Annotated in this window: 20 protein-coding genes and 1 pseudogene; 14 read left to right on the forward strand and 7 right to left on the reverse strand. The window is 60.5% G+C overall.

Going from position 1 to position 26471, the window contains the following annotated elements:
* Positions 1–93: 93 nt before the first annotated feature.
* Positions 94–2010 carry a sigma-54-dependent Fis family transcriptional regulator gene (locus tag CAF63_RS19545; RefSeq protein ID WP_085687968.1) on the reverse strand — a complete coding sequence of 639 codons (1917 nt, stop codon included), beginning with the start codon at positions 2008–2010 and terminating at the stop codon, positions 94–96.
* A 299-nt stretch (positions 2011–2309) separates the two neighbouring features.
* Between CAF63_RS19545 and CAF63_RS19550 the strand changes: the two genes are divergently transcribed.
* The 11 genes from CAF63_RS19550 to CAF63_RS19600 all read left to right on the forward strand — a co-directional run bounded on the left by CAF63_RS19550 (position 2310) and on the right by CAF63_RS19600 (position 12733).
* On the forward strand, positions 2310–3830 hold the full coding sequence (locus tag CAF63_RS19550) for an aldehyde dehydrogenase family protein (RefSeq protein WP_085687971.1): 1521 nt from the start codon (positions 2310–2312) through the stop codon (positions 3828–3830).
* Between the two features lie 306 nt (positions 3831–4136).
* Positions 4137–5507 (forward strand): ethanolamine permease, encoded by a 1371-nt coding sequence (gene eat / locus CAF63_RS19555; RefSeq protein WP_085687973.1) that lies wholly within the window; start codon positions 4137–4139, stop codon positions 5505–5507.
* A 187-nt stretch (positions 5508–5694) separates the two neighbouring features.
* Positions 5695–7089 (forward strand): ethanolamine ammonia-lyase subunit EutB, encoded by a 1395-nt coding sequence (locus CAF63_RS19560; RefSeq protein ID WP_085687975.1) that lies wholly within the window; start codon positions 5695–5697, stop codon positions 7087–7089.
* On the forward strand, positions 7086–7919 hold the full coding sequence (gene eutC / locus CAF63_RS19565; protein ID WP_371807419.1) for an ethanolamine ammonia-lyase subunit EutC: 834 nt from the start codon (positions 7086–7088) through the stop codon (positions 7917–7919). Before CAF63_RS19560 ends, eutC begins: the two co-directional genes overlap by 4 nt.
* A 116-nt stretch (positions 7920–8035) precedes the next feature.
* A complete protein-coding gene (locus CAF63_RS19570; protein WP_074691599.1) occupies positions 8036–8497 on the forward strand; it encodes an N-acetyltransferase in 462 nt (153 codons plus the stop codon).
* Positions 8498–8724: 227 nt separating this feature from the next.
* Entirely contained in the window at positions 8725–9375 is a 651-nt protein-coding gene (locus tag CAF63_RS19575; RefSeq protein ID WP_011336118.1) for a DedA family protein, read from the forward strand.
* 4 nt (positions 9376–9379) lie between these two features.
* Positions 9380–10192, forward strand: coding sequence for a zinc-dependent peptidase (locus tag CAF63_RS19580; protein ID WP_085687977.1), 813 nt, complete (start codon positions 9380–9382; stop codon positions 10190–10192).
* A 114-nt stretch (positions 10193–10306) separates the two neighbouring features.
* A complete protein-coding gene (ppa, locus tag CAF63_RS19585) occupies positions 10307–10834 on the forward strand; it encodes an inorganic diphosphatase (protein WP_007933577.1) in 528 nt (175 codons plus the stop codon).
* Positions 10835–11055: 221 nt separating this feature from the next.
* Positions 11056–11796, forward strand: a complete 741-nt coding sequence (locus tag CAF63_RS19590) for a S24 family peptidase (protein WP_085688094.1) — start codon at positions 11056–11058, stop codon at positions 11794–11796.
* Between the two features lie 411 nt (positions 11797–12207).
* The gene (locus CAF63_RS19595) at positions 12208–12447 is read left to right on the forward strand and encodes a type II toxin-antitoxin system RelB/DinJ family antitoxin (protein ID WP_085687979.1); all 240 of its coding nucleotides are present in this window, start codon (positions 12208–12210) and stop codon (positions 12445–12447) included.
* Entirely contained in the window at positions 12437–12733 is a 297-nt protein-coding gene (locus tag CAF63_RS19600; protein ID WP_085687981.1) for a type II toxin-antitoxin system RelE/ParE family toxin, read from the forward strand. Before CAF63_RS19595 ends, CAF63_RS19600 begins: the two co-directional genes overlap by 11 nt.
* A gap of 61 nt (positions 12734–12794) precedes the next feature.
* Here the strand turns inward: CAF63_RS19600 and CAF63_RS19605 are convergent, their stop codons facing one another.
* From CAF63_RS19605 to CAF63_RS19630, 6 genes are read right to left on the reverse strand one after another with little or no spacing between them, the layout of a single operon-like run.
* Complete coding sequence (locus tag CAF63_RS19605; protein WP_085687983.1) at positions 12795–13607, reverse strand: YfaP family protein; 813 nt, start codon at positions 13605–13607, stop codon at positions 12795–12797.
* Between the two features lie 3 nt (positions 13608–13610).
* On the reverse strand, positions 13611–15230 hold the full coding sequence (locus CAF63_RS19610) for a DUF2300 domain-containing protein (RefSeq protein WP_085687985.1): 1620 nt from the start codon (positions 15228–15230) through the stop codon (positions 13611–13613).
* Position 15231: 1 nt separating this feature from the next.
* Complete coding sequence (locus tag CAF63_RS19615) at positions 15232–19797, reverse strand: alpha-2-macroglobulin (protein ID WP_085687987.1); 4566 nt, start codon at positions 19795–19797, stop codon at positions 15232–15234.
* Entirely contained in the window at positions 19794–20459 is a 666-nt protein-coding gene (locus CAF63_RS19620; protein WP_041475438.1) for a DUF1175 domain-containing protein, read from the reverse strand. Before CAF63_RS19620 ends, CAF63_RS19615 begins: the two co-directional genes overlap by 4 nt.
* Positions 20429–22141 (reverse strand): DUF2138 domain-containing protein, encoded by a 1713-nt coding sequence (locus CAF63_RS19625; RefSeq protein ID WP_085687989.1) that lies wholly within the window; start codon positions 22139–22141, stop codon positions 20429–20431. Before CAF63_RS19625 ends, CAF63_RS19620 begins: the two co-directional genes overlap by 31 nt.
* 35 nt (positions 22142–22176) lie before the next feature.
* Entirely contained in the window at positions 22177–22968 is a 792-nt protein-coding gene (locus CAF63_RS19630) for a YfaP family protein (RefSeq protein WP_085687991.1), read from the reverse strand.
* 277 nt (positions 22969–23245) lie between these two features.
* On the opposite strand from CAF63_RS19630, the pseudogene CAF63_RS19635 reads away from it, so the two are divergent.
* From CAF63_RS19635 to CAF63_RS19645, 3 genes and pseudogenes are all read left to right on the forward strand, one after another.
* Positions 23246–24380 (forward strand): annotated as a pseudogene (locus CAF63_RS19635) (Fic family protein).
* 120 nt (positions 24381–24500) lie between these two features.
* A complete protein-coding gene (locus CAF63_RS19640; protein WP_064382206.1) occupies positions 24501–25808 on the forward strand; it encodes an AAA family ATPase in 1308 nt (435 codons plus the stop codon).
* Positions 25801–26391, forward strand: a complete 591-nt coding sequence (locus CAF63_RS19645; protein WP_084777013.1) for a retron system putative HNH endonuclease — start codon at positions 25801–25803, stop codon at positions 26389–26391. The genes CAF63_RS19640 and CAF63_RS19645 overlap by 8 nt, the downstream gene beginning before the upstream one ends.
* Positions 26392–26471: the final 80 nt, after the last annotated feature.

The raw sequence follows: 26471 nt of genomic DNA on the forward strand, positions 1-26471 counted from the left end.
AATGCAGCGCAGAACGCTCTGCGTCCAAAAGCGGGCGCGGAGCGTCCGGGGGAGGCATTCCCACACAGAGCGTGGGAATGATCAGGAGGGGATTCAGGCGGTTCGGGCGATCCCGTGCTTGCGCAGCTTTCTATAGAGCGTATTGCGACTGACGCCCAGTTGCTGCGCCGTGTGGGTCATGTGCCAGCGCGTGTGTTCCAGCGCATTGAGCAACGCCAGCCGCTCGGCATCCTCAAGCGGCTGCCCGGATGACGCTTCATCGGTTTTGACCAACAGCGGCTGCACCTGCCGGAACATCGCGGGCAGATCATCCAGCCCGATCCGCCCCTCATCGCACAACGCCGCCAGCGTGCGCAGCACATTGCGCATCTGCCGCACATTGCCCGGCCAGTTGAACCCGAGCAATGCCTGCCGCGCTGGCTCTTCGATCAGGATCGTTTCCCCGCCCGCCTCTTCGGCCAACAGGAAATCCAGCAACTGCGACTTGTCGCTGCGCTCGCGCAACGGCGGCAACGCAACTTCCAACCCGTTGAGCCGGTAATACAGGTCTTCCCGGAAACTGCCATCACCCACCCGCTCCAGCAAGTTGCGGTGGGTGGCACTGATGATCCGCACGTTGACCGCTTCCGGCTCGCCTCCGATCGGCACTACTTGCCGGTCTTCCAGCACCCGCAGCAGTCGGGTCTGCAAGGCCAGGGGCATGTCACCGATTTCATCGAGGAACAACGTGCCACCATCGGCCTGCTGTAACTTGCCGCGCATGCCGTCCTTGCGTGCGCCGGTGAAACTGCCGCCGCGATAGCCGAACAGTTCGCTCTCGATCAGGCTTTCGGGAATCGCCGCGCAGTTGAGGGCGACGAACGCTTTGCCGGCGCGCTGACTGGCGTTATGCACAGCCTTGGCGAACGCCTCTTTGCCGGAACCGGTTTCGCCGTTGATCAGCAGTGGCACGTCGCGTTCGAACACCCGCAGCGACTTGCGGAAATCCGCCTGCAACGCCGCATCACCGAGGCAAATACCTGCAAGGCGCGGCGCTTCGACAGGCGCGGGAACCGGCGCTACCGGCAGCGGCCGACGAGTTTCGCCGCGCAACACCGCAAACAGATGCCGCCCATCGCGGGTGCGCAACGGCCAACTGGCGCTGGCATTGGCACTCGCACGCCCCAGCAACTCATCCAGCGAACAATCGAAAAACGCCTCCACCGGTTTGCCCAGCAAACCACCGCGAATATGGCCGAGCAGGTTCAAGGCACTCTGATTGACCGCACTGATCCGCCCTTCCCCGTCAAACGCCAGCAGCCCTTCGCTGAACAACCCGACGGACTCAGCCTGGAGATGGAATCGCAACAACCATTGATTATCGAAACAGCGCAGGAAATAGCAGCTCTCGATCATCTTCGCCGACAGATTGACCAGCGCCATGGTGTGGAACTGGCTCTGGCGCGAGACATCATGCCGCGCGGAGGAAACGTCGAGCACTGCCAGCAGTTCGCCGTGCGGGTCGAACACCGGGCTCGCCGAGCAGGTCAGGCCGGTATGGCGGCCGCGAAAGTGTTCATCTTGATGAATCGTCAGGGCCTGACGCTCGACAAGGCAGGTGCCGATGCCGTTGGTGCCCTCGCAGGCCTCGCTCCAGTCGGAACCCAGCCACAGGCCGGCGCGTTCGAAGATCTTACGTTCGGCGGGAGCGGTGACGCAGTTGAGGATCACCCCGCGCGCGTCGGTCAGCAGCACCGCGTGGCCGGCGCCGGAGAGTTGCTGATGCAGGCTGCTCATTTCATTGCCGGCGATCTGCAACACCTGTTGCAGCCGTTCGCGACTTTCAAGGACTCGACCGTGTTCGAGTACGGTCGGCGCCATGGTCAGGGCCGGGTCGAGGTGATAGTCCTCAAGACAACGCAGCCACGAGCGGGCGATCGACGGGTCGGCACCGGGGCCATGCAGGTGCGGCTTGCCCTGGGTGACGGTGAGAACCTGTTGGGCATGGCGACTCAAATGGTTGTCGTGCATTTCTTATTATTCTCCCCGAGGCTCATCGGCCCATGCGTGAAGTGGTGCCCAGCATCCTCCAGCCAACCGGTCTTTGCAATGCTGGCAAGACCGCCCGGTCACGGGGTGTGCCAGAAACGGTACAAACTGTCACTCGACCTGTACCGATACCGTCACAGACGCTTGCCACTTGTCCGACAGAAATCACGCAAGGCCTTGATTTGCCTGACCTGAACGGCAATGGCCCGACCTTTGCTCTACGCTTATAGCAAGCGCTCATGCGCGTCTCTCTGATAAATACAACAGCCAAGGAGAACATCATGCGTTACGCTCACCCCGGTACTGACGGCGCCAAAGTCTCGTTCAAGAGCAAGTACGGTAACTACATCGGCGGCGAGTTCGTCGCGCCTGTCAAAGGTCAGTACTTCACCAACACCTCGCCTGTGAATGGCCAACCGATTGCCGAATTCCCGCGTTCCACGGCCGAAGACATCGAAAAAGCCCTGGACGCCGCCCACGCTGCCGCCGATGCCTGGGGTTCCACTTCCGCCCAGGCACGTTCGCTGATCCTGCTGAAAATCGCCGACCGCATCGAACAGAACCTCGAAACGCTGGCGATCACCGAAACCTGGGACAACGGCAAGGCCATCCGCGAAACCCTCAACGCCGACATCCCGCTGGCCGCCGACCACTTCCGCTATTTCGCCGGGTGCCTGCGCGCCCAGGAAGGCAGCGCCGCCGAGATCGACGGCAATACCGTGGCCTATCACATCCATGAACCACTGGGCGTGGTCGGCCAGATTATCCCGTGGAACTTCCCGATCCTGATGGCCGCGTGGAAACTTGCCCCGGCCCTGGCCGCCGGCAACTGCGTGGTGCTCAAACCTGCCGAGCAAACCCCGCTGGGCATCAGCGTGCTGCTGGAAATCATCGGCGACCTGCTGCCGCCGGGCGTGCTCAACGTGGTGCAAGGGTTCGGCAAAGAAGCCGGCGAAGCCCTGGCCACCAGCAAGCGCATCGCCAAGATCGCCTTCACCGGCTCGACGCCGGTCGGCTCGCACATCATGAAATGCGCCGCCGAAAACATCATTCCATCCACCGTGGAACTGGGCGGCAAATCGCCGAACATCTTCTTCGAAGACATCATGCAGGCCGAGCCAAGCTTCATTGAAAAGGCTGCCGAAGGCCTGGTGCTGGCGTTCTTCAACCAGGGCGAAGTCTGCACCTGCCCGTCCCGCGCACTGGTTCAGGAATCGATCTATCCGCAGTTCATGGAAGCGGTGATGAAGAAAGTCAGCCAGATCAAACGTGGCGACCCGCTCGACGCCGACACCATGGTCGGCGCCCAGGCGTCCGAGCAGCAATTCGACAAGATTCTTTCGTACCTGGAAATCGCCAAGGGCGAAGGTGCCGAACTGCTGACTGGCGGCAAGGTGGAAAAACTCGAAGGCAATCTGGCCTCCGGTTATTACATCCAGCCTACCCTGCTCAAGGGCACCAACAAGATGCGTGTGTTCCAGGAAGAAATCTTCGGCCCGGTGGTGAGCATCACCACGTTCAAGGACGAAGCCGAAGCCCTGGCGATTGCCAACGACACCGAGTTCGGCCTGGGCGCCGGCCTCTGGACCCGCGACATCAACCGCGCCTATCGCATGGGCCGCGCCATCAAGGCCGGTCGTGTGTGGACCAACTGCTACCACCTGTACCCGGCGCACGCCGCGTTCGGCGGGTACAAGAAGTCCGGCGTCGGCCGTGAAACCCACAAGATGATGCTCGACCACTACCAGCAGACCAAAAACCTGCTGGTGAGCTACGACATCAATCCGCTGGGCTTCTTCTAAAACCTCAGAGCAACACAGATGATTCTGTGTTGCCTGTTCAATCGCCTTCGCGAGCAAGCCCGCTCCCACAGGGGACTTGCGTCGGCCCACATTATTGGATTCGGCACAAATCCAATGTGGGAGCGGGCTTGCTCGCGAAGACGTCCTTAATGACACAACACAAAGCCTGGCCGCTCTGGCACGGGCCTTGCGTACCCGTCATTCAGGATTTGCGTGACACTGCCGCTGCGTGAACAGCATCCACCCACTCAACCGCTGCACCCGAAAGTCCAACAGATCGAACAATAAAAAAGACAGAGAGGACTTATGACTTCCACCACACAGCTCAAACCCACACTCGGCACCCTGCACCTCTGGGGCATTGCCGTCGGCCTGGTGATTTCCGGCGAATACTTCGGCTGGAGTTACGGCTGGGGCACGGCGGGAACCCTGGGTTTCCTGGTCACGGCCCTGCTGGTTGCGACCATGTACACCTGCTTCATCTTCAGTTTCACCGAACTGACCACCGCGATTCCCCACGCGGGCGGGCCGTTTGCCTACAGCCGCCGGGCCTTTGGCGAGAAAGGCGGATTGATCGCCGGGATCGCCACCCTGATCGAATTTGTGTTCGCCCCACCGGCGATTGCCATGGCCATCGGCGCCTATCTGAATGTGCAATATCCGGGGCTCGACCCCAAACTCGCGGCGGTCGGCGCTTATTTCGTGTTCATGACCCTGAACATCCTTGGCGTCAGCATCGCCGCGACCTTCGAGCTGGTGGTGACCGTGCTGGCGGTCGCCGAATTGCTGGTGTTCATGGGCGTGGTCGCGCCGGGCTTCAGCTTCAGCAACTTCGTGCTGAACGGCTGGTCTGGCGCCAATGAGTTCACGATGGGCTCGATACCGGGCATTTTCGCCGCCATTCCCTTCGCGATCTGGTTTTTCCTCGCCATCGAAGGCGCGGCCATGGCGGCCGAGGAAGCCAAGGATCCGAAACGCACCATTCCACGGGCCTACGTCAGCGGCATCCTGACCCTGGTGTTTCTCGCTATCGGCGTGATGGTGATGGCCGGCGGCGTCGGCGACTGGCGCCAACTGTCGAACATCAACGACCCGCTGCCGCAGGCCATGAAAGCAGTGGTTGGTAACAATTCGACGTGGATGCACATGCTGGTGTGGATCGGTCTGTTCGGGCTGGTGGCGAGTTTCCACGGGATCATCCTCGGCTACTCGCGGCAGTTCTTCGCCCTGGCCCGGGCCGGTTACCTGCCCAAAGGCCTGGCCAAACTCTCGCGTTTCCAGACCCCGCACCGGGCGATCCTGGCCGGCGGCGTGGTCGGCATCGCTGCGATCTACAGCGACGGACTGGTCAATCTGCAAGGCATGACCCTGACGGCGGCGATGATCACCATGTCGGTGTTCGGTGCCATCGTGATGTACATCATCAGCATGCTCAGCCTGTTCAAACTGCGCAAAACCGAGCCGAATCTGGAGCGCACCTTCCGCGCACCGGGCTATCCGGTGGTGCCGGCCATTGCGCTGTTCCTGGCGCTGGTGTGCCTGGTGGCGATGGCCTGGTTCAACACGCTGATCGGCTGTGTGTTCCTCGGTTTCATGGCCGCTGGCTACCTGTATTTCCAGCTGACCGCCAAGCAACGCTCCGAAGCACCGGCAGACGCTATGCTCGAAGGTATCTGAGATGCACCCACACCGGGCCTCGTGCCCGGTGTCCGCTATATAGAAGTGCACACCCATTCCTGTGGGAGCGAGCCTGCTCGCGGTGGCATCGATGCGGTATCAATATTGCACCGAGCTGTCTGCATCGCGAGCAGGCTCGCTCCCACAAGGGACAGAGTCATTTACAGCATCAGGAGGAACGCGCCCCATGGCCGCATTTGCCCATACCGTCGGCGCCCAGACCTACCGCTTCGACAGCCTCAAGGACGTGATGGCCAAGGCCAGCCCGGCACGCTCCGGGGATTTCCTCGCGGGCGTCGCCGCGCTCAACGACGGCGAGCGGGTGGCCGCGCAAATGGCGCTGGCCGACATCCCGCTCACGCATTTCCTGCAGGAAGCGCTGATTCCCTACGAAACCGATGAAGTCACCCGACTGATCATCGACAGTCACGACAAACAGGCCTTTGCGGTCGTCAGCCACCTCACCGTCGGCGGCTTTCGCGACTGGCTGTTGAGCGAGGCGGCCGATGAGTCAAGCCTGCGTGCCCTCGCCCCCGGCCTGACGCCGGAAATGGTCGCCGCCGTGTCGAAGATCATGCGCGTGCAGGATCTGGTACTGGTGGCGCAGAAAATCCGTGTCGTCACCAAATTTCGCGGCACCCTCGGCCTGCGTGGACGCTTATCCACAAGGCTGCAACCCAATCACCCGACCGACGAGCCGTCCGGCATCGCCGCGAGCATTCTCGACGGTCTGCTGTACGGCAACGGCGACGCCATGATCGGCATCAACCCGGCCACCGACAGCATCGCCTCGATCTGCGCGATGCTGGAAATGCTCGACGCGATCATCCAGCGCTACGACATTCCGACCCAGGCCTGCGTGCTGACCCACGTCACCACCTCTATAGAAGCGATCAACCGGGGCGTGCCGCTGGATCTGGTGTTTCAGTCGATCGCCGGCACCGAAGCGGCCAACGCCAGTTTCGGTATCAATCTGAACGTGCTGCAGGAAGGTTATGAAGCAGGCCTGAGCCTCAATCGCGGCACGCTCGGGCAGAACCTGATGTATTTCGAAACCGGCCAGGGCAGTGCGCTGTCAGCCAACGCCCACCACGGCGTCGATCAGCAGACCTGCGAGACAAGAGCCTACGCCGTGGCACGCCATTTCAAGCCGTTTCTGGTGAACACCGTCGTAGGATTCATCGGCCCGGAATACCTCTACAACGGCAAACAGATCATCCGCGCCGGCCTCGAAGACCATTTCTGCGGCAAGTTGCTCGGTGTGCCGATGGGTTGCGATATCTGCTACACCAACCACGCCGAAGCCGACCAGGACGACATGGATACCCTGCTGACCCTGCTGGGCGTGGCCGGGATCAACTTCATCATGGGCATCCCCGGCTCCGACGACATCATGCTCAACTACCAGACCACTTCGTTCCACGACGCGCTCTACGCACGCCAGACCCTCGGCCTGAAACCGGCGCCGGAGTTCGAGCAGTGGCTGGCGAACATGGGCATCTTCACCCAGGCGGACGGTAAGGTCCGCTTCGGCAACAATCTGCCGCCGGCCTTCCGCCAGGCCTTGGCGCAACTGGGATGAGTCAGATGGAAAAACCGCCCGTCGATCCACAAAACCCGTGGCTGGAGCTGCGTCGTCTGACCCCGGCGCGCATTGCCCTCGGCCGCACCGGCACCAGCCTGCCAACCAGCGCACAGCTGGATTTTCAGTTCGCCCACGCCCAGGCCCGGGACGCGGTGCACTTGCCGTTCGATCACGCCGCCCTCAGCGCCCAACTGACCGAGCGCCAGCGTGACAGCCTGCTGCTGCACAGTGCCGCAGTGGATCGCAACAGCTACCTGCAACGCCCGGATCTTGGGCGCAAGCTTAGCGATGAATCGGCTCAGACCCTACGCGAATACGCTCAGGCGCACCCGGGTGGCATGGATCTGGTGATTGTGGTGGCGGATGGTCTCTCGGCACTGGCGGTGCATCGGCACACTCTGCCGTTCCTGACCCGACTGGAAGAACAGATGACTGCCGACGAATGGTCAATAGCGCCTGTAGTGCTGGTGGAACAAGGCCGGGTAGCCATTGGTGATGAAATTGGCCAGTTACTGGGCGCCAAAATGGTCGTGATGCTGATTGGAGAGCGTCCGGGCCTCAGCTCGCCAGACAGCCTGGGTTTATATTTCACCTACAATCCAAAAGTCGGCCTCACGGATGCTTACCGCAATTGCATCTCCAACGTGCGGCTGGAAGGGCTCAGCTACGGCATGGCGGCGCATCGCTTGCTGTACCTGATGCGCGAAGCCTGCCGGCGACAGCTGTCGGGCGTCAATCTGAAGGACGAAGCGCAGGTTCAGACGCTGGAATCGGAAGCCGGTGCAGACATGAAGAGTAATTTCCTACTCGATCCGCCCCCAGCCTGAACCGTTTCCGCATTGCCTTTCTGCGCCGGTTTCAGGCAGGATCGATGCACGGCCGCCCGGGTTTCCCATCGCCGTCAGAGCACGTGAAGACAGCCACTTGAAGGACGAGACCTACCATGCGGATTATCCAAGCGACCCTCGAACACCTGGATTTGCTGACCCCGTTGTTCGTTAAGTACCGCGAGTTCTACGGCTCCCTGCCCTATCCGGACTCGTCCCGTGCCTTTCTCGAAAAGCGCCTGCGACGCAAGGAATCGGTGATCTACCTGGCCTTGGCCGATGACGACGACAAGAAACTCATGGGCTTCTGCCAGCTCTACCCGAGTTTTTCCTCCCTGTCGCTCAAGCGCGTGTGGATCCTCAACGACATCTACGTCGCCGAGGACGCCCGCCGCCAGCTGGTGGCCGACAACCTGATCCGTACGGCCAAGAAAATGGCCAAGGAAACTCAGGCCGTGCGCATGCGCGTCTCCACCAGTGCCGACAACGAAGTGGCGCAGAAAACCTACGAATCCATCGGGTTCAAGGAAGACACCGAGTTCAAGAACTACGTACTGCCGATCAGCGAGGAGCTCTGATCGCGGAGTGTCCTTCGGGGAAGGAGCAGACTCCCTCCCCAAAATGAATTTCAACCCGACATTTATTCACACCGACATCCCCCGCTACAAAACCAACGCGCTTTTCACCTCTCAAACCGTATAATCCCGAGCTTTCCGGCTTGTAAGAAAAACTACACCCGCTTGTAGGCTTACACGAAGTCATCCGCACAGGTCTGCCGAGTCAGGCCGTCACCACAGGTGCCTCCATGGATTTCAACCCGCTCGACCTTATCCTGCATCTCGATGTTTACCTCGACCTGCTGGTGAATAATTACGGGCCATGGATCTACGCCATCCTGTTTCTGGTGATCTTCTGCGAAACCGGCCTGGTGGTGATGCCATTCCTGCCGGGTGACTCCCTGCTGTTCATCGCCGGCGCGGTCGCTGCGGGCGGCGGCATGGACCCGGTATTGCTGGCAGGCTTGCTGATGCTGGCGGCGATTCTCGGCGACAGTACCAACTACGTGATCGGGCGAACGGCGGGTGAAAAGCTGTTCAGCAATCCGAACTCGAAAATCTTCCGCCGCGACTACCTGCAACAGACCCACGATTTCTACGACAAGCACGGCGGAAAAACCGTGACCCTTGCGCGCTTCCTGCCGATCATCCGCACCTTTGCACCGTTCGTCGCCGGTGTCGCGAAGATGCCTTACCCGCGCTTCTTCGGGTTCAGCGTGTTCGGCACCGTCCTGTGGGTCGGTGGTCTGGTGACCCTGGGCTACTTCTTCGGCAACGTGCCGTTCATCAAGAAGAACCTGTCGCTGCTGGTGGTCGGCATCATCCTGCTGTCGCTGATTCCGATGATCATCGGCGTGGTTCGCAGCCGTTTCGGCGGCACCAAAGCCCAATCGCACTAAGCCGATGTGGTCGCTGAGCGCCTGGCGCCGCCGGCGCATTCTGGCCAGGCACCCGGTTGCCGACGAACTGTGGCAGCGGGTGCGCCATCACCTGAGTTTTCTCGACGGCATCACTGCCGCTGAAGACCAGTGGCTGCGCGAAGCCAGCGTGCTGTTCCTCGAAGACAAACACCTGACCGCCCTGCCCGGCGTCGAACTGCACCAAGAGCAACGCCTGCTGCTCGCCGCCCAGGCGCAACTGCCACTTTTGCATCTCGGCGATCTGAACTGGTATCAGGGTTTCCACGAAATCGTCCTCTACCCCGACGACTTCCTCAGCCCCCAGCGCCATCGCGATGCCAGTGGCGTCGAGCATGAGTGGGATGGCGAGCACAGCGGCGAGGCGTGGCAACAAGGGCCGATCATCCTCGCCTGGCCGGGCGTGATGGCCAGTGGTGGCTGGGAAGGCTACAACCTGGTGATTCACGAGCTCGCGCACAAGCTCGACATGCTCAATGGCAACGCCAACGGCCTGCCCCCGCTGCACGCCGACATGCGGGTCAGCGACTGGGCCGAGGTCATGCAAAAGGCTTATGACGACCTCAACCGCCAGCTCGACCGCCATCCGGACGACGAAACCGCCATCGACCCGTATGCCGCCGAGAACCCGGCCGAGTTCTTCGCCGTCACCAGCGAGTACTTTTTCAGTGCCCCGGATCTGCTGCACGAGGCTTATCCACAGGTGTATGCGCAGTTGCAGCTTTTCTACCGCCAGGATCCGTTGGCGCGCCTGAAGCAACTTCAGGCCTCCGACCCGGTCTATCAGGCTCACGAGTAAAGGTCTGCACGACTTCCGGTACGTGGCGTCCACGGCAGAATATGCCTATAATCGCCGCCACTTTTTGGTCAATCCGGCCAAGTGTTTTTGGTCAACTAACGGGGGCAACGCCCAATGAGCTACAGCAAGATTCCGGCTGGCAAAGACCTGCCGAACGACATCTACGTCGCGATCGAGATCCCGGCCAACCACGCGCCGATCAAATACGAAATCGACAAAGACAGCGATTGCCTGTTCGTTGACCGTTTCATGGCCACCCCGATGTTCTACCCGGCCAACTACGGTTACATCCCGAACACCCTGGCTGACGACGGTGATCCCCTGGACGTGCTGGTCGTGACCCCTTACCCGGTTGCTCCAGGTTCGGTCATCCGCGCGCGTCCGGTCGGCATCCTGAACATGACCGACGACGGCGGTGGCGATGCCAAAGTCATCGCAGTCCCACACGACAAGCTGTCCCAGCTGTACGTGGACGTTAAGGAATACACCGACCTGCCAGCGCTGCTGATCCAGCAGATCGAGCACTTCTTCGCGAACTACAAAGATCTCGAAAAAGGCAAATGGGTGAAAATTGAAGGCTGGGACGGTGCAGACGCCGCCCGCGCAGCGATCACCAAGTCGGTTGCCGCCTACAAAGGCTAAGCCTCGCGACCTGCGACACGCTTGAAGAAAACCCCGGTTGATCCGGGGTTTTTTGTGCCCGCCCGCCAGGTGCTTAAACAGCTTGTTTATAGCGACCTACAGAAAAGTTTTAGTGTGTGTAATTTCCCACAAGGACGTCTTACATCCCGTCGCAAAATTTGCCCCGATTTTGAACGCAAGGTTTATTCAAACCGCTCTAGGCCGGTCGTAGACTCATGTTTATGAGAAAGAACACTAGCGGTCCAAGATTCAAGGCACTCCTGGAAGCTGCGAACATCACCACCACGGGATTCGCAAAGTTCTGGGGCACGGAAGCCCAAAACGTTCATAACTGGTACACCCGGGGCGTACCCGCGTACCGCATGGAAGAAGTTGCGCGCCTGCTGTCCGTCAACAGCCAATGGCTGAAGACCGGCGAAGGCCCGAAAGACGCCCCGCACCTGCACACGGACTCGGGCGACATCCTCGATGCCCATGCCATTCGCGGCGTCTACACGGTGCTCGAAACCAACGACATCGAACTGCCCCTCTACAAGGAAACCCCGACCGCTCCCGGCTCCGGCAAGACCCACGTCATCAAGGATCCGGAACTAACCATCCGCCTGCCCCGCAGCCACCTCGAAACCCTGGAAATCCGCCACACCGACGCCATCTGCACCCACATGATCGGCAACAGCATGGCCGAGAAAATCGAAGATGGCTCCACCCTCGCCATCGACCGCGGCCTCACCCAGGTGGTGGACGGCGAAATCTACGCCATCGAACACGACGGCATGCTGCGCATCAAGTACCTGCACCGCATGCCCGGCAACGCCCTGCGCCTGCGCAGCCACAACAGCGCCGAATACCCGGACGAGATCTTCCGTGCGGCGCAGATCGAGGAGCAGAGGATTCATGTATTGGGGTGGGTGTTCTGGTGGTCGACGCTGGGCAAGCGCCGGCCGGTGGTGCCGTTTCTCTGATCTTGCGGGAGTCAGCCTGCTAGTGATGAGGCCCGGATAGTCGGTACAAATACGTTTTTTTACCGGATAGAACGCTCTATCCCGCACTTCGCACTGGGAATCCCCAACAAAACTCAGTATCCTGCGCCCCACATTTGCGCATCGACCCGCCAAGCGGCCCAGATGACGCCTGACGCGGCAGACCACTGTCTGACCAAGTCCCACAGCCGGACGCAAGATCCGGATGTACGTTTTGAAGGCTGGCGCGGTTTACCAAAAATAAACCAAGCCCGTCCCCGAGAAGCCGGCCACAAGCCGGCTTTTTAATGCCTGCCAAAAGCCAATGCCTATCGTCCGAATTCTGAATCGCCGCTTGCCGGATACCAAACGCGCTTGTACCGTAAAGACAAACGTCATTACAGGTAATCCATCATGGCATCCATCAACATTCGTATCGACGACGAACTGAAAAAACGCGCCTTCGCAGAGCTGCAAAAGCTCGGGCTTTCGCCCTCAGAGCTTCTGCGCCAAACGCTTCAATACGTCGCGGACCGGGGCAAATTGCCGTTCAAAGCGGCATTGCTCAGTGAAGAGGATGAAGCGCTTATCGCCGTGGTCACTGAACGTCTTGCCGCTCCTCAGCGAGTCAAGGTAAGTCTGGATGACCTATAACCTTGAGTTTGATCGTCGTGCATTGAAGGAATGGAACAAGCTGGGCGATACAATTCGCGAGCAGTTCAAAAAGAAACTCTCCGAGGTTCTCGAAAATCCTCGCATAGAAGCCAACAGGCTTCGCGAGCTGCCAGATTGCTACAAGGTGAAGCTGAAAAGCGCTGGATATCGCCTGATTTATCAGGTGATTGATCTCGAAATTGTGGTGTTCGTAGTCGCTATCGGAAAGAGAGAGCGAGAGGTGGCTTATGACGCTGCACAGGATCGATTGTCGTCCCAACCCTGAGCCAGTTAATCATCAGGATTGATTCTGAAATTGGGGCAGCAACCTGCTGCCCCAATTACCGTCACGGATAACTGAACGACTTCACCAACGTCAATTCCCCCACCGCCCGCATCGGCACCAGGAACGTCTCCATCTTCTCGCTAGGCGTCCCCTCTTCCGTAATCACCGTAACCTGCGCCGTGGTCAAAGGCTGCACCGCCTCTTCCCCACCTTCGTCATCCCCGCGATAGCCACCGCCGAAGTAGTTCACATACACCAGATACTGCCCCTTGATCGGCGCCGGCATGGCGAAGATTTCCGGGCCGTAGCCGGTGGTTACGTCGACGTCCAAAGCCGCACCATTGGGGGCGACCCTGTCGCCGTACCAGATGTGTGCGCCGTCGGGTGTGATCAGGTGCAGGTCGAGGTCGGTGCCATCACTGTCCCAGGCCAACAACACCCGCAGTTTTGCCGGAGTAGCGCCGCCACTGGTGTTGAGGAACTGCGTGCGGTGCCGTTGCTGACCATCCGGGCTGCGGACTTCGACGCTGTTGCTGCCGTTGGGAAACGAGAACGGGCGATCGAAGCGGCCGCTGTCGTCGATTTTCAGCGGCATGCTGACGCCGTTGACGATCAGGCGGCCGGGCTCTTTGTTTTTCGGTGTGGCTTTGATTTCGCCGCTGATGCGGGCGGTGTTGGCCTGGCCGAGCGGAGTGTTTACCGAGGAGGCCGGGTAGTTGACGGTCTGGCGGAAGCTTTCGCCCTCGCCTTCAGGCGCACCGCTGCGCCAGCCGCCGACCGGGGTGTCGAGTTTGACGCTGTCGGCAGCCATCGCCATCGGCCATGCATTGAGGGCGCAGAGCAACAGCAAGACCTGTGGATAACGGAGTGTCATGGTCTATTCCAGCAAAAGGTGACGGGCGAGCCCTTCGATATAGGTTTCATCCTGGCCGTTGGGGTGTGCTTCAAAGGCCAGGTGCAGGTATTCGTGAGTCAGGTCGAGGCGGTCCTGCAAGGACAGCACGCCGCGCACGTAGATGCGCTGGCGTTCGCGATCGACGAAGGGTCGGCCGAAGGCGAGTTTGCAGACGGCGAACGTGCTGACTTCGTTGTAGCCGGTTTCGCTTTCCAGCCTCGGACGCCAGCCGCGCCGCTGCTTTTGCAGCCAGTCTTGAGCGGCGGGCAGTGCTTCGCAGGAGGCGACCGGGTTGTCCCAACGACTGAGGCTCGCGCGCGGATAGGCGTGCAGCAGAATGGCGTCGTAACGCTGGCCGGCATTGGCTTGCTCGACGGCCTGCTGCCAGGCGAGTTTGTCGGGGCCGGGTTGATCGGAGTGATAGGTGACGGTGCTGCCGGCCAACACCAGATCCGCCGTCCATGCGGCGATGCTGCGGGATTCGACGGAGGCCGGACGCGGGGCGACGCGCTGGCGTGTGCTGCTGTCGTCGATGCTCAAACATTCGCCATTACGCGTGGCGTTTTGCAGCAGATACGTGCGGATCGCCACGGCCAACGCTTTGGCGGCTTCGGCGGGTTCGGGTTTCGCTTCACGCTCCAGCACACGGGCGACGTACTCTTCGCGATCCAGCCGGGCAACCAGTTTGTCGTTGAGCAGAAACAGTTCGCCGTCGCTGTGGATATCCAGCGCATTGCCATTGGCGAATTCGACGCGGTAATCGCCTTGCAACGGGCCGGAGCTTACTACCCGATCACCCGCCAGAACCCGTGAAACCGGATAACGCGAGAACAGTCCGACCTCAACGCAGCGCCCGGCTTCTGCTGGCCAGGAAGCAGGCAACACCGTCGCCAACGCCGAACCGTAATGCCGCAGAACCATCTGACTGGTGCCCCGGCCACTGGCCCAGATCGGCGAGCCGTCCGCCGTCCAGCCGGCGAATCCGCCCTGACGTGACTGCGGATCCTGATCGCCGAGCCAGCTCCAGGTTTTCACCCGCAAGCGTCCGCCGAGTTCACCGACGACATTGCCGTCCGCCGCGTTCAGCACCACATCGAGCAGCACACGGCGCATCTGATCCTGAGCCGGCAACCTGGATAAAACCTTCAGCAAATCAGCCACGGATACCCGAGTAGCCGGTTGCACAGATGGCAGATCCAGCAACCACGACGGCGCCTGTCGCGCCTGCCAATAGGATTTCCAGTCGCCCGCGGCTATGCCCAACCGCGCCGGCTCGAAATACAGCCCGCAGGATTTCACCAGCGCCTGATCACGCTCGATCTTCCCGCCCGCGGTGCAGCAATAGACTTCTTCCTTCGACTGCCCGTGACATTCATAAGCCGGTTCCCGCGCACCGGTATCCACCAGCCACGCGTAAACGAACACCTTCCACAGACTGCCCAGCGGCGTATCCAGCGATGCAGGCAACGGCTCGCGAGCAGTCAGTTGCGTGGTGTTCAACGACAGCAATTCGCCCTTGTAGGCCACGCGCAACGGTTCATTCTGCGCCGTCGCCAGCGCAGGAATCACACACATCAGCAGCCACAGCAGCGGCCGGGTCATGTCAGTTGACCGTGACCTGACCGAGGGCCGCTTTCGCTTCCCGGGCCTGATGCTGCGGCGCGTAGACCTGAGTGAAACGCACCGGCGGCAGGTTGAACTGCCCCTTCTGCGAGAAGCGCACCAGATGCCGCAGCCGCAATTCACCGCTCAGCGCATCCACCGGCACCGCGTAGGCCAGTTGGCCCGGTTCGAAACGCGCCTTCTCCAACGCAGTCGGCTCGGTGCCGTCCTTGCCCTGCAACTTGATGCCCCACGTGGTGCGCTCGACATCCGCGCCAGGTGGCAGCGGCACTTCGAGCATGCCGTAGCGCAGCGGTTTCGGCGCTTTGCTGGTGAGGATCACTTCGTCCAGATACAGACTGTCGCTCGACAACGGCTTGCTACCGACCGGTTCCAGTTTGAAAGTGAAGGCTTCATCACCCGGCACCAGACGCGACAGGCGACGAGTGATGGTCACGGCCATCGGATCGACCGCCGGCTGCTGGGTCTGAAAACTCAGCGCCGCACGCAACGGACGCTCCTGAGTGCCCGACACCGACAACACGCTCGGCACCGGTGTCGCACCCTGCCACGTCCAGTACATCTCGCCGGTCGCGCCGTAGTTTTTCTTCCAGCCGTCGCCCGGTGCCAGCGCGATGGTCGGCGAAGCCTGGGCGATGCTGCGTTGCAGCCAGGTCAGCGCCAGCGCACGTTCAAGGGTCGACTGCTGTGGCAACAGGCGTTGCAACAACGCTGTCGCGCGAGCCTGATCGAACGGTTGCAGCGACAGGTTCAGCGCTTCGGCAAACGGCTGCGAACTGACCGACAAGCGCTGTTGCGCAGCACCCAGCTGACGATTGAACGCATCCGGCAAAGCGACTTTCGACTGCGTGGCCAGCGATGCGGTCAAGACCCGCGCCGCCGCCAGACCGAGCGCCGAATCCGGATCGCCCATCACCAGACTGTCTTCGCCGTCGTCCATCAGGGTTTCGGCATTGCCTTCCCCGGCCTTGGCCAGATCCTCCAGCAAACCGCTAAGCAGCGTGTTGACCGGCAAGTGCATCTGTTTGGCGAACGACAGGATCAGCGCCCGTTGCAGCAACGGCGTGTTCGGCGCCTGCTTGGCGTAAACCTCCAGCACCCGCTGCCAATGCTCCGGCGGCAGGGTCAGATCCAGCACCTGACTGGCGTTCCAGTCGGCGTAGTAGGCGTAAGCGGTGAGGAACGCATCCGGTTCACCGTCGAACCCCCACCAGGTAAAGCTCGCCGACGGCCCGGCCATTTGCACCAGGCGCAGACGGCTGTTCTGCATGATCAGGCGCAAGCGGTCGCGAATCTGCGGGCTCGACGCCAGCGACGGATAAGCGATGCTCAGCGGCAGCAAGCGGCTGGCGGTCTGTTCGACGCCGCCATACGGATAGCTCAGCAGATCGTCGAGGGCGGAGCGGAACAGCGCTTGCGGGCTGTCATCCAGACGCAGGCGAATGTCGGTGGCGTCCGCCGGCAGAGTCAACGGTGTGTCGCCGCTGGCCACATCCAGGCTCTGGGTCTGCGTCACTTGCCAGCCTTCGCCGGTTGCGGTCAGACGTACCGCGAGGGCGTCGGCGGTTTTGCCGTCCTGCACCAGTTCGGCGGTCCACTCGCCGGTGGCCAATGCGAACGCTGGTAGCGGCAGGTAGTTGATGCCGTTGTTGAGGGTCACGGGCAAGCGCTGTTCGGCGCCGGCGTAGTGCGTCACCAGCTCAGCCTTGACCGGTTTCTCGGCCTGGCTGAAGGCGAACACGCCGAGTTGTGGCTGATCGTCCTTGCGGAATTTGCTCGGCCCGCTCCACTTCAGGTACAGCGGTTTCTCCGAGCGCACGAACTGCTTCTTCTGCCCGACCTGACCGTCATCGGCAATCGCCCGCGCGGTGATGCGCCAGCGGGTCAGCGAGTCCGGCATCTTGAAGGTGAAGCGGGTTTTGCCGTCGGCGTCGGTCAGCAACTCTGGCTGCCACGCAGCGGTGTCGACGTCTTCGCGACGCGGCCGCTCCAGCACTTTCACCCCGCGTTCGCTGCGGTTGGCCTTGCCCGGTGCGCCGGGGCTGCCCGGCAATGCCACGTCGTAGCTGATGAACGACAGGCTGGCGCTGGTGCGCACGTTGTTGCGGCGCGGGTGGTAGAAGAACTGGTCGATGGTCGGCGCGACTTCCGGTTGCAGCGCGTAAACCATTTCGTCGACCACGCTGACCGTCAGGTGCGCCGGAACAGCCTTGCCGGCGAACTGGGTGGTCAGGTCGACCGTCACGGTATCGCCCGGTTGATAGGTGTCTTTGTCGGTCTTGACCGCCACGTCGATCTGCGGCGCAACCACCTTGATCCCGGCGTTCTGGAAGCTGTACTGACCGCCCTTGGTGTAGAGCACGGAGAACGTCAGGTTCGGCGCGAAATTGTCTTTCACCGGAATGCGTGCGCGGTATTGGGTATCGCTGAGCTTTTCCAGTTTCAGCCAGTCGCCGCCCTTGGCCAGCAGCGCGGTGGCTTCGACCTTGTCACGCTCCAGCGAAAGCAGCGCATCGCTGACCGGCTCGGGAAAAGTGATCAGCGCCAGCGCTTCGTCGCCGGCTTTGTACTCGGGTTTGTCGAGGACGATTTCCACGGTGCCCGGCACAGCCTTCACGCCGTCGCCGGTGACCGAATGACCGGTCGCACCAAGCACTCGACCGTGCTGATCCTTCAGCGACAGGTTGTAGGTCCCCGGACGGTCGAACGTCACGCTGAAGCCTTTGTCTTTCGCCGCCAGTTTGCCTTCGCCGGTGGTCTGGTCTTCGAGTCGAACCCAGCTATAGCCGCTCGGCACCACGGCCTGGGCCTGTTCACTGCCGCCCTCGTTGGCGTAGCTGAACGCGACCTTGTCACCGACCGCGCTGAAACGCTGCGGCGCAGTCAGACGGAAGCTGGCGGCGCCGCGGTCGATAAGAATTTCCTTGGTGGTCTTGACCCGATACGCCGCGCCATCGCTGGCAAACACGGTGAGCATGTAGCGGCTCGGTTTGTCGGCGGCCGGTAGGTCGAGGGTCGCGTTGCCCTTGCCGTCGGTGGTCAGTTCGGTGCTGGTCAGCTCGACCGGGAATTGCCCGAGGTATTGCAGCTCGTTGTCGACCATCGACAGTTGCTGGGCGCGCAGGCTCAGGGTCAGTTTGGCGTTGGCAACCGGTTTGCCGTCCGGGTACAGCAGCACCAGGCTGCCTTTCACCGGCTCGCCGGTGCGGTAATCCTGCTTGGCCAGATTCAGCGAGATTTCGAAGTGCGGCTTGATGTACTCCGCCACCCGGAACGCACTGCTGTAGGCCTGATCCTTGTAATTGAAACGCAGCTCGTAACCACCGGCCACCGCGTTGTCCGGCAACTGGAAACGGCCCTGGGTGCCGGCCTTCGAATCGAGTTTCAGGTCGAGGCGCTGCAACTCGGTGCCGGTGGCATCGAGCACGCTGACATTGACGTCCGCCGCCCCCGGCAACACCGAGTCCCGCGCGTTCTTGAATTCGCGGCCGACGATTTTCAGCGACACCCAGTCGCCCGGGCGATACAGCGGCCGGTCGGTGAACGCGTAGAGTTTGGTGTCGTAGATTTCGCTGTCGTAATAGAAGTTTTCCGAAACGAATACGCCGCCCTCTTCGTCCTCGCCAATCACGAACGAACGCTCGGGGCTGACGTGTTTCAGACGCAGCAGACCATCGGTGTCGGTGGCGCCGCTGCTCATCACGCCGAGGCCGTCGGTCCACAGCACATTGACCTTCGGCACCGAGCTGCCTTCGTGTTTGCGCGCAGCCCATACCAGCAATTCGTCGCCGGCAATCTTGCTCACCGCCACAGTGTTGGAAACGAACACCATGGTGGTCGCGCGGTACTTGCCGATCAGCGCTTCGACCAGATACAGGCCCGGTTTCAGATTGCCCAGCGGTATGTAGACGTTGCCCGGCGCGACGCTGACGAACTCGCTGGAAGACCCGGCCAGATTGACGCCTGTCGGTGGCTGGATCGGTTTGGCCCGCCACAGCGGATAGCGGAACTGGCTGACCACAGGCAGGCCCGGAATCAGGGCGAACTGCGGTTGCGCGTCGTACGGCGTCGGCGCGGCGATGGCGTTGCCCATCTTCAGCTCCGGCACTTCCTCGGTGACTTGCTGGCGCGACTCGTAGGAGAACGCACGCTGCATCACCCGACGTGATTTGCGGTACCAGTTGTCCCACAGGTACGCGAGGGTGTTCGACAGGCCTTCGCCCTTGAACTGGCCGTCACTGACCACGCGGTGCAGGTTCTTCTGGCGCTTGAGGAAGTCCAGCGGCTTGTCGATCTTGTACACACGGATGTCGGCGCCGCCGTACGGTTCCATGCGGAAACGGCGGTAGTCGCGGCCCGGCGCTTCGAGGCGAACCACCGCCTGTTCGTCGGCGGCGAAACTGCTGTCGGCCAGCAGGAAAAAGCTCTCACCGGAGACCGGCGTATAACCGCTTGGCTCCACGGAGTCTTCGGCATTCACGGCCGAAAACGGCAGGACTGACAGCAACAGAAAAGGCAGTAAACGCAGCATGCGGGCACCGGTCATTGGGAGAGAAAGTTCAGTCGATAGACGCCGATGAAGTTGGGGTTGGCTGCGTCGGGTATCCATCGGGTGTCCTTCCATGTCATGAGTTGCTGCAGGCTTGCCGAACGCATGCCGTTGTCGGTTGGGGTGGTCGTGCCGGTGTGATAGGCGATGTAGCGGCCCATCCAGATCATCAGGTGCTGGTCGTCGCCTTGATCGAAAAACATCAGATCGCCGGGCCGTGCCTGGGACACGTCGCGGCCGATCAGATGGCTGTTGAACTGAATCAGTTTGATTGCGTTGACGTAGGGCCCGACCTTGCCGCCGCCCTGCTGCCATTGCTGGGCGAGCTTGCGCTGATCGGCGCTGAGGTCCAGCTCCGGCGGCAGGTAGCGATTGGACACGCCATTGCTGCGCAGCCATTTGTCATCATGGACTTTCAGCGCTTCGTTGGCGGCAAACCGCACCAGCCCGGCGCAGTCCTGCTGATACCAGCGCGGGCTCGGGCCTTTGCTCAACTGCTCCTGAGCGATGCGCACGAACCAGGCGCGAAACACCTGGGACTGCTGCGGATCGAGGGCCGGAGTCTCAACGGCTCGGGCACCGGCGCTGAGCAACAGCGCCAGAAGGCCAAGGCTGCGAATCAATCCAGTCACAGCGCTTTCCACTCCAGCGGCAGCCATTGCCAATGACCGTCAGGCTCGCTGCCTTCGGGCAGGGTCAGGGCGTATTTGCCCATGCCGCCGAGGGTGCGCAGTTTCGGGATCAGGTAGGTTTGCGCGGCGTTGTAGAACACCGGCTCCATGTCCTGCGGCAGGCTGTCGAGGGTTTCCTGCTGGATCAGTTGCGCCATTGAATCCGGGCCGAAGTAGATCGGCATCAGCACGTCTTTCGGCAGTACGTCAGCCATCGGCGGGAAGCGTTTGTCGAGGGTGCCGAGGGCCTTGTCGACCAGTTTGTCGTCGAGGGAAAACAGCAGCGTCGAACCGTGGCGCGCCAGGCTGACTTTCATGAACGCACGGCCGGTGATCGCGTTCGGGTTCTCGGCATCCTTGGCCGCGTACGGACCGAAGTTGGAACTGATCTGACGCTGCCAGAGGTGGCTCTGGCCTTCCTGTTTCTCGACTACCGGGAACGCGTGCTCGTCGACTTTGCCTTCGTAGGCACCGACCATCGAATCGAACAGTGTGCCGATATCCGCGTCGAGTTTGCCGTTGTCTTCGTCATTCAGGCTCGCCACCAGCAATGGCGTGTACAGCCGCGAATCGGCATACCAGCACAGGCCCGCCGCGCCGGCCACCTGTTCGGTGAGTTTCTGCGCCACCGCTTCTTCGGCGCCGAGCTTCACCAGCAGCGGTTTCTGCGGTTCAGCCGCCACCGGCAGGGTCACGCAGGCACTGGCGCCCAGCGGCATGGCTTGCCAGACCGGTTTGAAATCGAAGTCCGGCTGGTTCTCCAGCTCGTCCATCGCGAGATAGCTGTGCCAGCCCTTGTCGTCCATGTCGAAACGCAAACCGGCGAAGTTCGGGATGAAACGCTGGTAACCCATGGCCAGGACGCTGGAATTGACCGACAGGCGCTGTTTGGTTTCAGGTGTCTTGGCCGAGAGCCCGAATGCTTCGGGGAACAGTTTTTCACCGTTGAGCAACGCCGCCAGCGCTTGCGGCGAAATATGGCCGGACTCTTCGGAAGCACCACTTTCAGGGTCGTAGAACTTGGTCGGATTCGACAGCACCACCAGTTTGTCGCCACGGGAGGCGAACAACAGGGATTTGCCGGCGTTGTAGGTCAATTGATAGAGCGGCACTTCATCGCCGCCGACTTTCAGGGTGCTGAACTCGCTCAACTGCGAATCATCCAGCGCGACTTTCGCCAGCGGCTCGAGCACTTTGGCCAGCCCGCCGCGATCCATCACCAACAGGAAATCCTTCAAGCGACCGTCGGCGCCACGCCACAGCGCGACGTCTGCCGGTTGATCGAAGAGCTGCTCGATCAGGCTGTCCTGCAACTTCAGGTCATGCTCGTAGATGATCCGTCGCAGACTGCCGATCAGCCCGAGGCGATCGGCGTGGGTTTCGTAATAGAAGACGAAATCCTCGGTGAGCGTGGCCTTGAGGAACGGCACCGTCAGCAGGTCCTTGGGCAACTGGCTCAGGGAGCGGGTTTCCAGCAGCGCGTCCGGGCGGCTGAGGCCGAGCTTGTCGCTGGCCAACTCCGCTGGTGGCGCCTTGGGTTTGTGCATCAGCCAGCCGAGCCCGCCCGCCACGCCGGCCACCAGGCACAGCCCGACCGCCAGCAACGGCCAGCGCCGGGAAGGTTTGCCCGCAGGTGTTACGGCGGCCGGTGTAGCAGTGTTATCGCTCATCTTTCCAGAACCCGAGTTCATCCGTGGCGGGATGCTTAATAGTTGAAAGTCTTGACCAGCAGCAGATCACCGATGGCCCGCAGGGGCACGATGAACGTTTCGCGTTTTTCGTCGACGGTGTTTTCGTTGAGCACCAGCGTGATTTGCGAGGTGATGACCTCGTTCTGGTTGCTGGTCTCCTCGAAGTTATAGCCGCCGTTACCGAAGTTGCCCCAATAGTTGACGTAAACCAGATAGGTGCCGTGCAGCGGCGCCGTCATGGTGAACATTTCCGGGCCGGGGCCATCGACGCCGTCGGGGTCGAGGCCGCCGCCGTTGCTCATCGCCGGGCGCGCCCAGAAGGCGTGCTGGCCGTCAGGCGTAATGACGTGCAGGTCGAGTTCGGCTTTAGGGTCGTCCCAACCGAGCACCACGCGGATCCGCGCCGGCGTGCGCAAATGGTTGGCTTCGTAGAATTGAACGCGCTTGAGCGACTGGCCGTCGGCGCTGATCACCTCGACGCTGTTGGAACCGGCGCCAAACGCGTACGGCCGGGCGAAACGGCCCTGGTCGTCGGTGTACAGATTCAGTGGATTGCCATTCACCGCCAGGCTGTGCGGCGGCCGTAGATGCCCAATGGCCTTGAGCTGGCCCTCGATCATCGTGCGATTGCGCTGGATGCCGCGATCGATGGGCGGCGTGGGATAGGCGACTTGCGGGTTTTCCGTGCGATCGAGCAGCCCGTGATAGCGCCAGCCGCCCACCGGCTCCGACAGCTCCGCGCTCGGCGCCGCCAGCAGCGCGGGCGCGCAGGCCAACCCGATCAGCAGCAAAAGAAGTGAACGCATGTGATGCCTCCTGCCATGCCTGAACGAAACCTTGCACCCGATCCTCGGTACTTCACAGCGCTGAAAACTGCGTTTCGTCTGAAAGACCCGTGACTGTCGGGTCGTAGAAGGCGCGAAGGTTAGCGATTCGGCAGTTTTTTAACAATCGGATACATGTGGATTTGCGGTGGGAATCACGGCGACCGGTGGACGGTGAGCCGAATAGGCGTCATATTCGGCTCACGAAATGAGCCGAATAGCACTTCTATTCGGCTCACGCACTCAGGAACGGCATTTCATGGCAACTCACTGGATCTGGCAGCAACCTGATTGGCCCGACTTCATCTGGCAGGCAGAGCGTCTCACTACGCTGTTGCGCGAATGCGTTCAGGCGCAGGGACAATTGATGGGCATGGCGGGATCAGTGGGTAATTCACTGAGCGCCCAGACTGAGCTGGACGCGTTGCTGCAGAACATCGTGACCTCCTCGGCCATCGAGGGGGAGCAGTTGAATGTTGAATCCGTGCGTTCTTCATTGGCACGACGTCTGGGGCTGGAATCACCGGATGGCGACAACGTCAGCAAGCGCAGCGAGGGGCTGGCGCAACTGATGCTCGATGCCACTCAACGTTTTGCCGAACCGCTGACGCTGGAACGATTGCTGGAATGGCATTCATGGCTGTTTCCAGAACAGGAGAGTGGTTTCCTTTCGCGAGCAATCAATATCGGCTCATTACGCGGCGATGAGCCGATGCAGGTGGTTTCCGGGCGAATCGACCGCCCGACCGTGCACTTCGAGGCGCCACCGCGACAAGGGCTTGAGCGACAACTCGACAGTTTTCTCAAATGGTTCGACGCCAGTCAGCATCAGGCAGGCCTCGATCCTCTACTGCGAGCCGGTATCGCGCACTTCTGGTTCGTCACTTTGCACCCGTTCGATGACGGCAACGGCCGTCTTACCCGCACTCTCACCGATCTGGCACTGGCTCAGGGCGAAGCGCAGGCGATTCGTTTTTATGCGATGTCCGCCAGCATTCTCGATGATCGTGCGGGCTATTACCGGATTCTCGAATCCAGCCAGAAAGCCACGCTGGACATCACCGACTGGCTCGCATGGTTCCTGCAAACCTTGCTGCGCAGCCTGCAACAGGCCATTGCGCGGATTGAAAGTGTGTTGGGAAAATCACGCTTCTGGCAGGCGCACCGGGAATCCGGGCTGTCGGCGGAGCAGATCAAAAGTGCTCAATCGTTTGCTCGACGGTGGTGAACGTGGTTTCGAGCACGGCATCAGTGCGGCGCAGTATCAGTCGGAAACAAAACTGTCCAAGGCCACAGCAACCAGGCATTTGGCTGAATTGGTCAAGAAAAAATGTTTGAAACGGACAGCCGCAGGAGGGCGGAGCAGTCGCTACCAAATCAACTCTCCAGACTAAGTGCGCTGCCAAGCATTATCCAGTTTCAATTCAAGATTTCGACTGGAGCTCAATGTCATCTCATGGTCAACTACGGCCAGAAAATCCGTCGGCAAGGACGGGAAAAATAGAGGTACTCCTGTGAAGCTGCGCAAACTGAAACTAAAGGATTTCCGTCGATTTGAAGACATTGAAATCGACTTCCATCCTGAGCTGACGGTCATTGCCGCACGTAACGGGCAGGGTAAAACCACAATACTTGAAGCCATTGCCACCGCGCTCGGGCCATTTGTCGGCGCATTCGATATGGGCAAATCCAAGCACATTGAGCGAACCGATGCTCGTTACGTTCGTCTCGGCAACAGCTTCGAAAACGAACAGAGATTTCCAGTCATCATTGATGCTGTCCTCGATGATCCCGCCATCCAATGGCAACGAGCACTGCATGGCCCCAAAAGCCGTACGACTACAAAAGAAGCCACCTCACTGGCCAACTGGGGCAAAAACCTTCAAGAGTTAGCACGAACCAAGGCTGCAACTGCTTTGCCGCTAATCAGCTATTACCCAGCTGGACGCCTTTGGATCACACACAACAACAGCTCACGAAAAGCGGTGGTTAGTGCCAGCAGAACCATGGGGTATGAAGACTGCCTGTCTTCTGCATCAAATTTTGTGCAAATGCAGCAATGGATGCGGAAGGCGACAATGGCCTTGCTTCAACAACAAGAGTTGCCGGGTTACGAGCAATCGGATCTGAAGCCAAGAATCACCGGCATTCAAAATGCAGTAAATCTGGTTCTGGAGAATGAAGGCTGGAGTAACTTTCACTACAGCCTTGGCTATGAAGATCTCGCAATGTCTCATCCTGATCATGGGCTTCTGCCAATCAGCCTGCTGAGTGATGGCGTTCGAGCGATGATTTCATTGACTGCCGACATGGCATTTCGCTGCGCGCGCCTGAATGGTCAGTTTGAGGATCAAGCCCCATTGCTCACAGAAGGCATTGTTCTGATCGACGAGGTCGATTTGCATCTACATCCTGCCTGGCAACAACAGGTCCTGGCAGCACTGCGCAAAGCGTTCCCGAAAATTCAGTTCATCGTTAGCACACATAGTCCTCAGGTCTTGACGACGGCGAATCGTGAGCAGATCCGTGTCATTCACAAGGACGAGCAAGGCTGGGTTTCAGAACAACCGGCTATGAGTCCCTTGGCACAGGAATCCGGAGATGCGTTGGCGGGCGTCATGAATGTCAACACCCGCCCTCCGATGGCGATCGTTGAAACTGCCCACGCGTACGAACAATTGTTCCGGGATGGTGCCGGTAACAGCCCAAAAGCTACCCAGTTGAAACAGGAACTGGATAACGCTGGTTACGAAATCTCCGAGGCTGACATGACGCTCTGGACGTTCCTCGCGGCGCAGGTCAGGAAGACGCGTAATGATTGAGTTGACTCACAACCCCGCGCCCCCAAAAGCACTGCTGGATTTCAACGAAACTTATCCCGGCGCGGGACCAGATGATTTTGATGGAGAGGCTTTCCGCCCGGTGAAAAAAATCGTGAAGGCGAGCCTCCATAATGATCAAGGTGGACTTTGCGTTTACTGTGAAATGCCGCTGCAACCCGACACAGGTCAAATTGACCACATCAAGCCCAAGCGCGGGAGTGATGGCCACCCTCACTTGACCTTCTCTTACACCAACTATGCACACGGGTGTATCCGGTCAGACGGATGTGGCCAGCGAAAAGGAGATCGGCTTCTCCCGATTGAGCCTGCTCCCGGTTGCAATGAGCAGTTCTCTTTATCGTCAGATGGTTCACTGGAACCCATGCCCGATCTCAACAGGAGAAATAGGCATTTGGTTCGTCAAACGCGAGATATGCTTGGGCTCCATAGTGCAGCACTCATTCGAGAACGGGAAAAGTGGATAAAAGCGTTCGTCAGCTTGCTCAAAGAACACCCGCAATTGGCGAGAGACTTTCTGAAACAAGCCCCTTTCCGTCATATTTTGCTCAGGTTAATCAGCTAGCGCCTTCGCCATTTCAAGGCGTTGACCCGCCCCGCTCATTTGCCCATACCCCCCCTATCTGCTAGTGTCGCGCCGGTTTA

The organism is Pseudomonas sp. B20(2017) (assembly GCF_002113125.1).
GTDB lineage: Bacteria > Pseudomonadota > Gammaproteobacteria > Pseudomonadales > Pseudomonadaceae > Aquipseudomonas.

Excerpts from the sequence above, each read along its gene's own strand:
- CAF63_RS19545 (WP_085687968.1), bottom strand. The coding sequence starts at position 2,010 with ATGCACGACAACCATTTGAGTCGCCATGCCCAACAGGTTCTCACCGTC.
- CAF63_RS19550 (WP_085687971.1), top strand. The coding sequence starts at position 2,310 with ATGCGTTACGCTCACCCCGGTACTGACGGCGCCAAAGTCTCGTTCAAG.
- eat (WP_085687973.1), top strand. The coding sequence starts at position 4,137 with ATGACTTCCACCACACAGCTCAAACCCACACTCGGCACCCTGCACCTC.
- CAF63_RS19560 (WP_085687975.1), top strand. The coding sequence starts at position 5,695 with ATGGCCGCATTTGCCCATACCGTCGGCGCCCAGACCTACCGCTTCGAC.
- eutC (WP_371807419.1), top strand. The coding sequence starts at position 7,086 with ATGAGTCAGATGGAAAAACCGCCCGTCGATCCACAAAACCCGTGGCTG.
- CAF63_RS19570 (WP_074691599.1), top strand. The coding sequence starts at position 8,036 with ATGCGGATTATCCAAGCGACCCTCGAACACCTGGATTTGCTGACCCCG.
- CAF63_RS19575 (WP_011336118.1), top strand. The coding sequence starts at position 8,725 with ATGGATTTCAACCCGCTCGACCTTATCCTGCATCTCGATGTTTACCTC.
- CAF63_RS19580 (WP_085687977.1), top strand. The coding sequence starts at position 9,380 with ATGTGGTCGCTGAGCGCCTGGCGCCGCCGGCGCATTCTGGCCAGGCAC.
- ppa (WP_007933577.1), top strand. The coding sequence starts at position 10,307 with ATGAGCTACAGCAAGATTCCGGCTGGCAAAGACCTGCCGAACGACATC.
- CAF63_RS19590 (WP_085688094.1), top strand. The coding sequence starts at position 11,056 with ATGAGAAAGAACACTAGCGGTCCAAGATTCAAGGCACTCCTGGAAGCT.
- CAF63_RS19595 (WP_085687979.1), top strand. The coding sequence starts at position 12,208 with ATGGCATCCATCAACATTCGTATCGACGACGAACTGAAAAAACGCGCC.
- CAF63_RS19600 (WP_085687981.1), top strand. The coding sequence starts at position 12,437 with ATGACCTATAACCTTGAGTTTGATCGTCGTGCATTGAAGGAATGGAAC.
- CAF63_RS19605 (WP_085687983.1), bottom strand. The coding sequence starts at position 13,607 with ATGACACTCCGTTATCCACAGGTCTTGCTGTTGCTCTGCGCCCTCAAT.
- CAF63_RS19610 (WP_085687985.1), bottom strand. The coding sequence starts at position 15,230 with ATGACCCGGCCGCTGCTGTGGCTGCTGATGTGTGTGATTCCTGCGCTG.
- CAF63_RS19615 (WP_085687987.1), bottom strand. The coding sequence starts at position 19,797 with ATGACCGGTGCCCGCATGCTGCGTTTACTGCCTTTTCTGTTGCTGTCA.
- CAF63_RS19620 (WP_041475438.1), bottom strand. The coding sequence starts at position 20,459 with ATGGCTGCCGCTGGAGTGGAAAGCGCTGTGACTGGATTGATTCGCAGC.
- CAF63_RS19625 (WP_085687989.1), bottom strand. The coding sequence starts at position 22,141 with ATGAGCGATAACACTGCTACACCGGCCGCCGTAACACCTGCGGGCAAA.
- CAF63_RS19630 (WP_085687991.1), bottom strand. The coding sequence starts at position 22,968 with ATGCGTTCACTTCTTTTGCTGCTGATCGGGTTGGCCTGCGCGCCCGCG.
- CAF63_RS19645 (WP_084777013.1), top strand. The coding sequence starts at position 25,801 with ATGATTGAGTTGACTCACAACCCCGCGCCCCCAAAAGCACTGCTGGAT.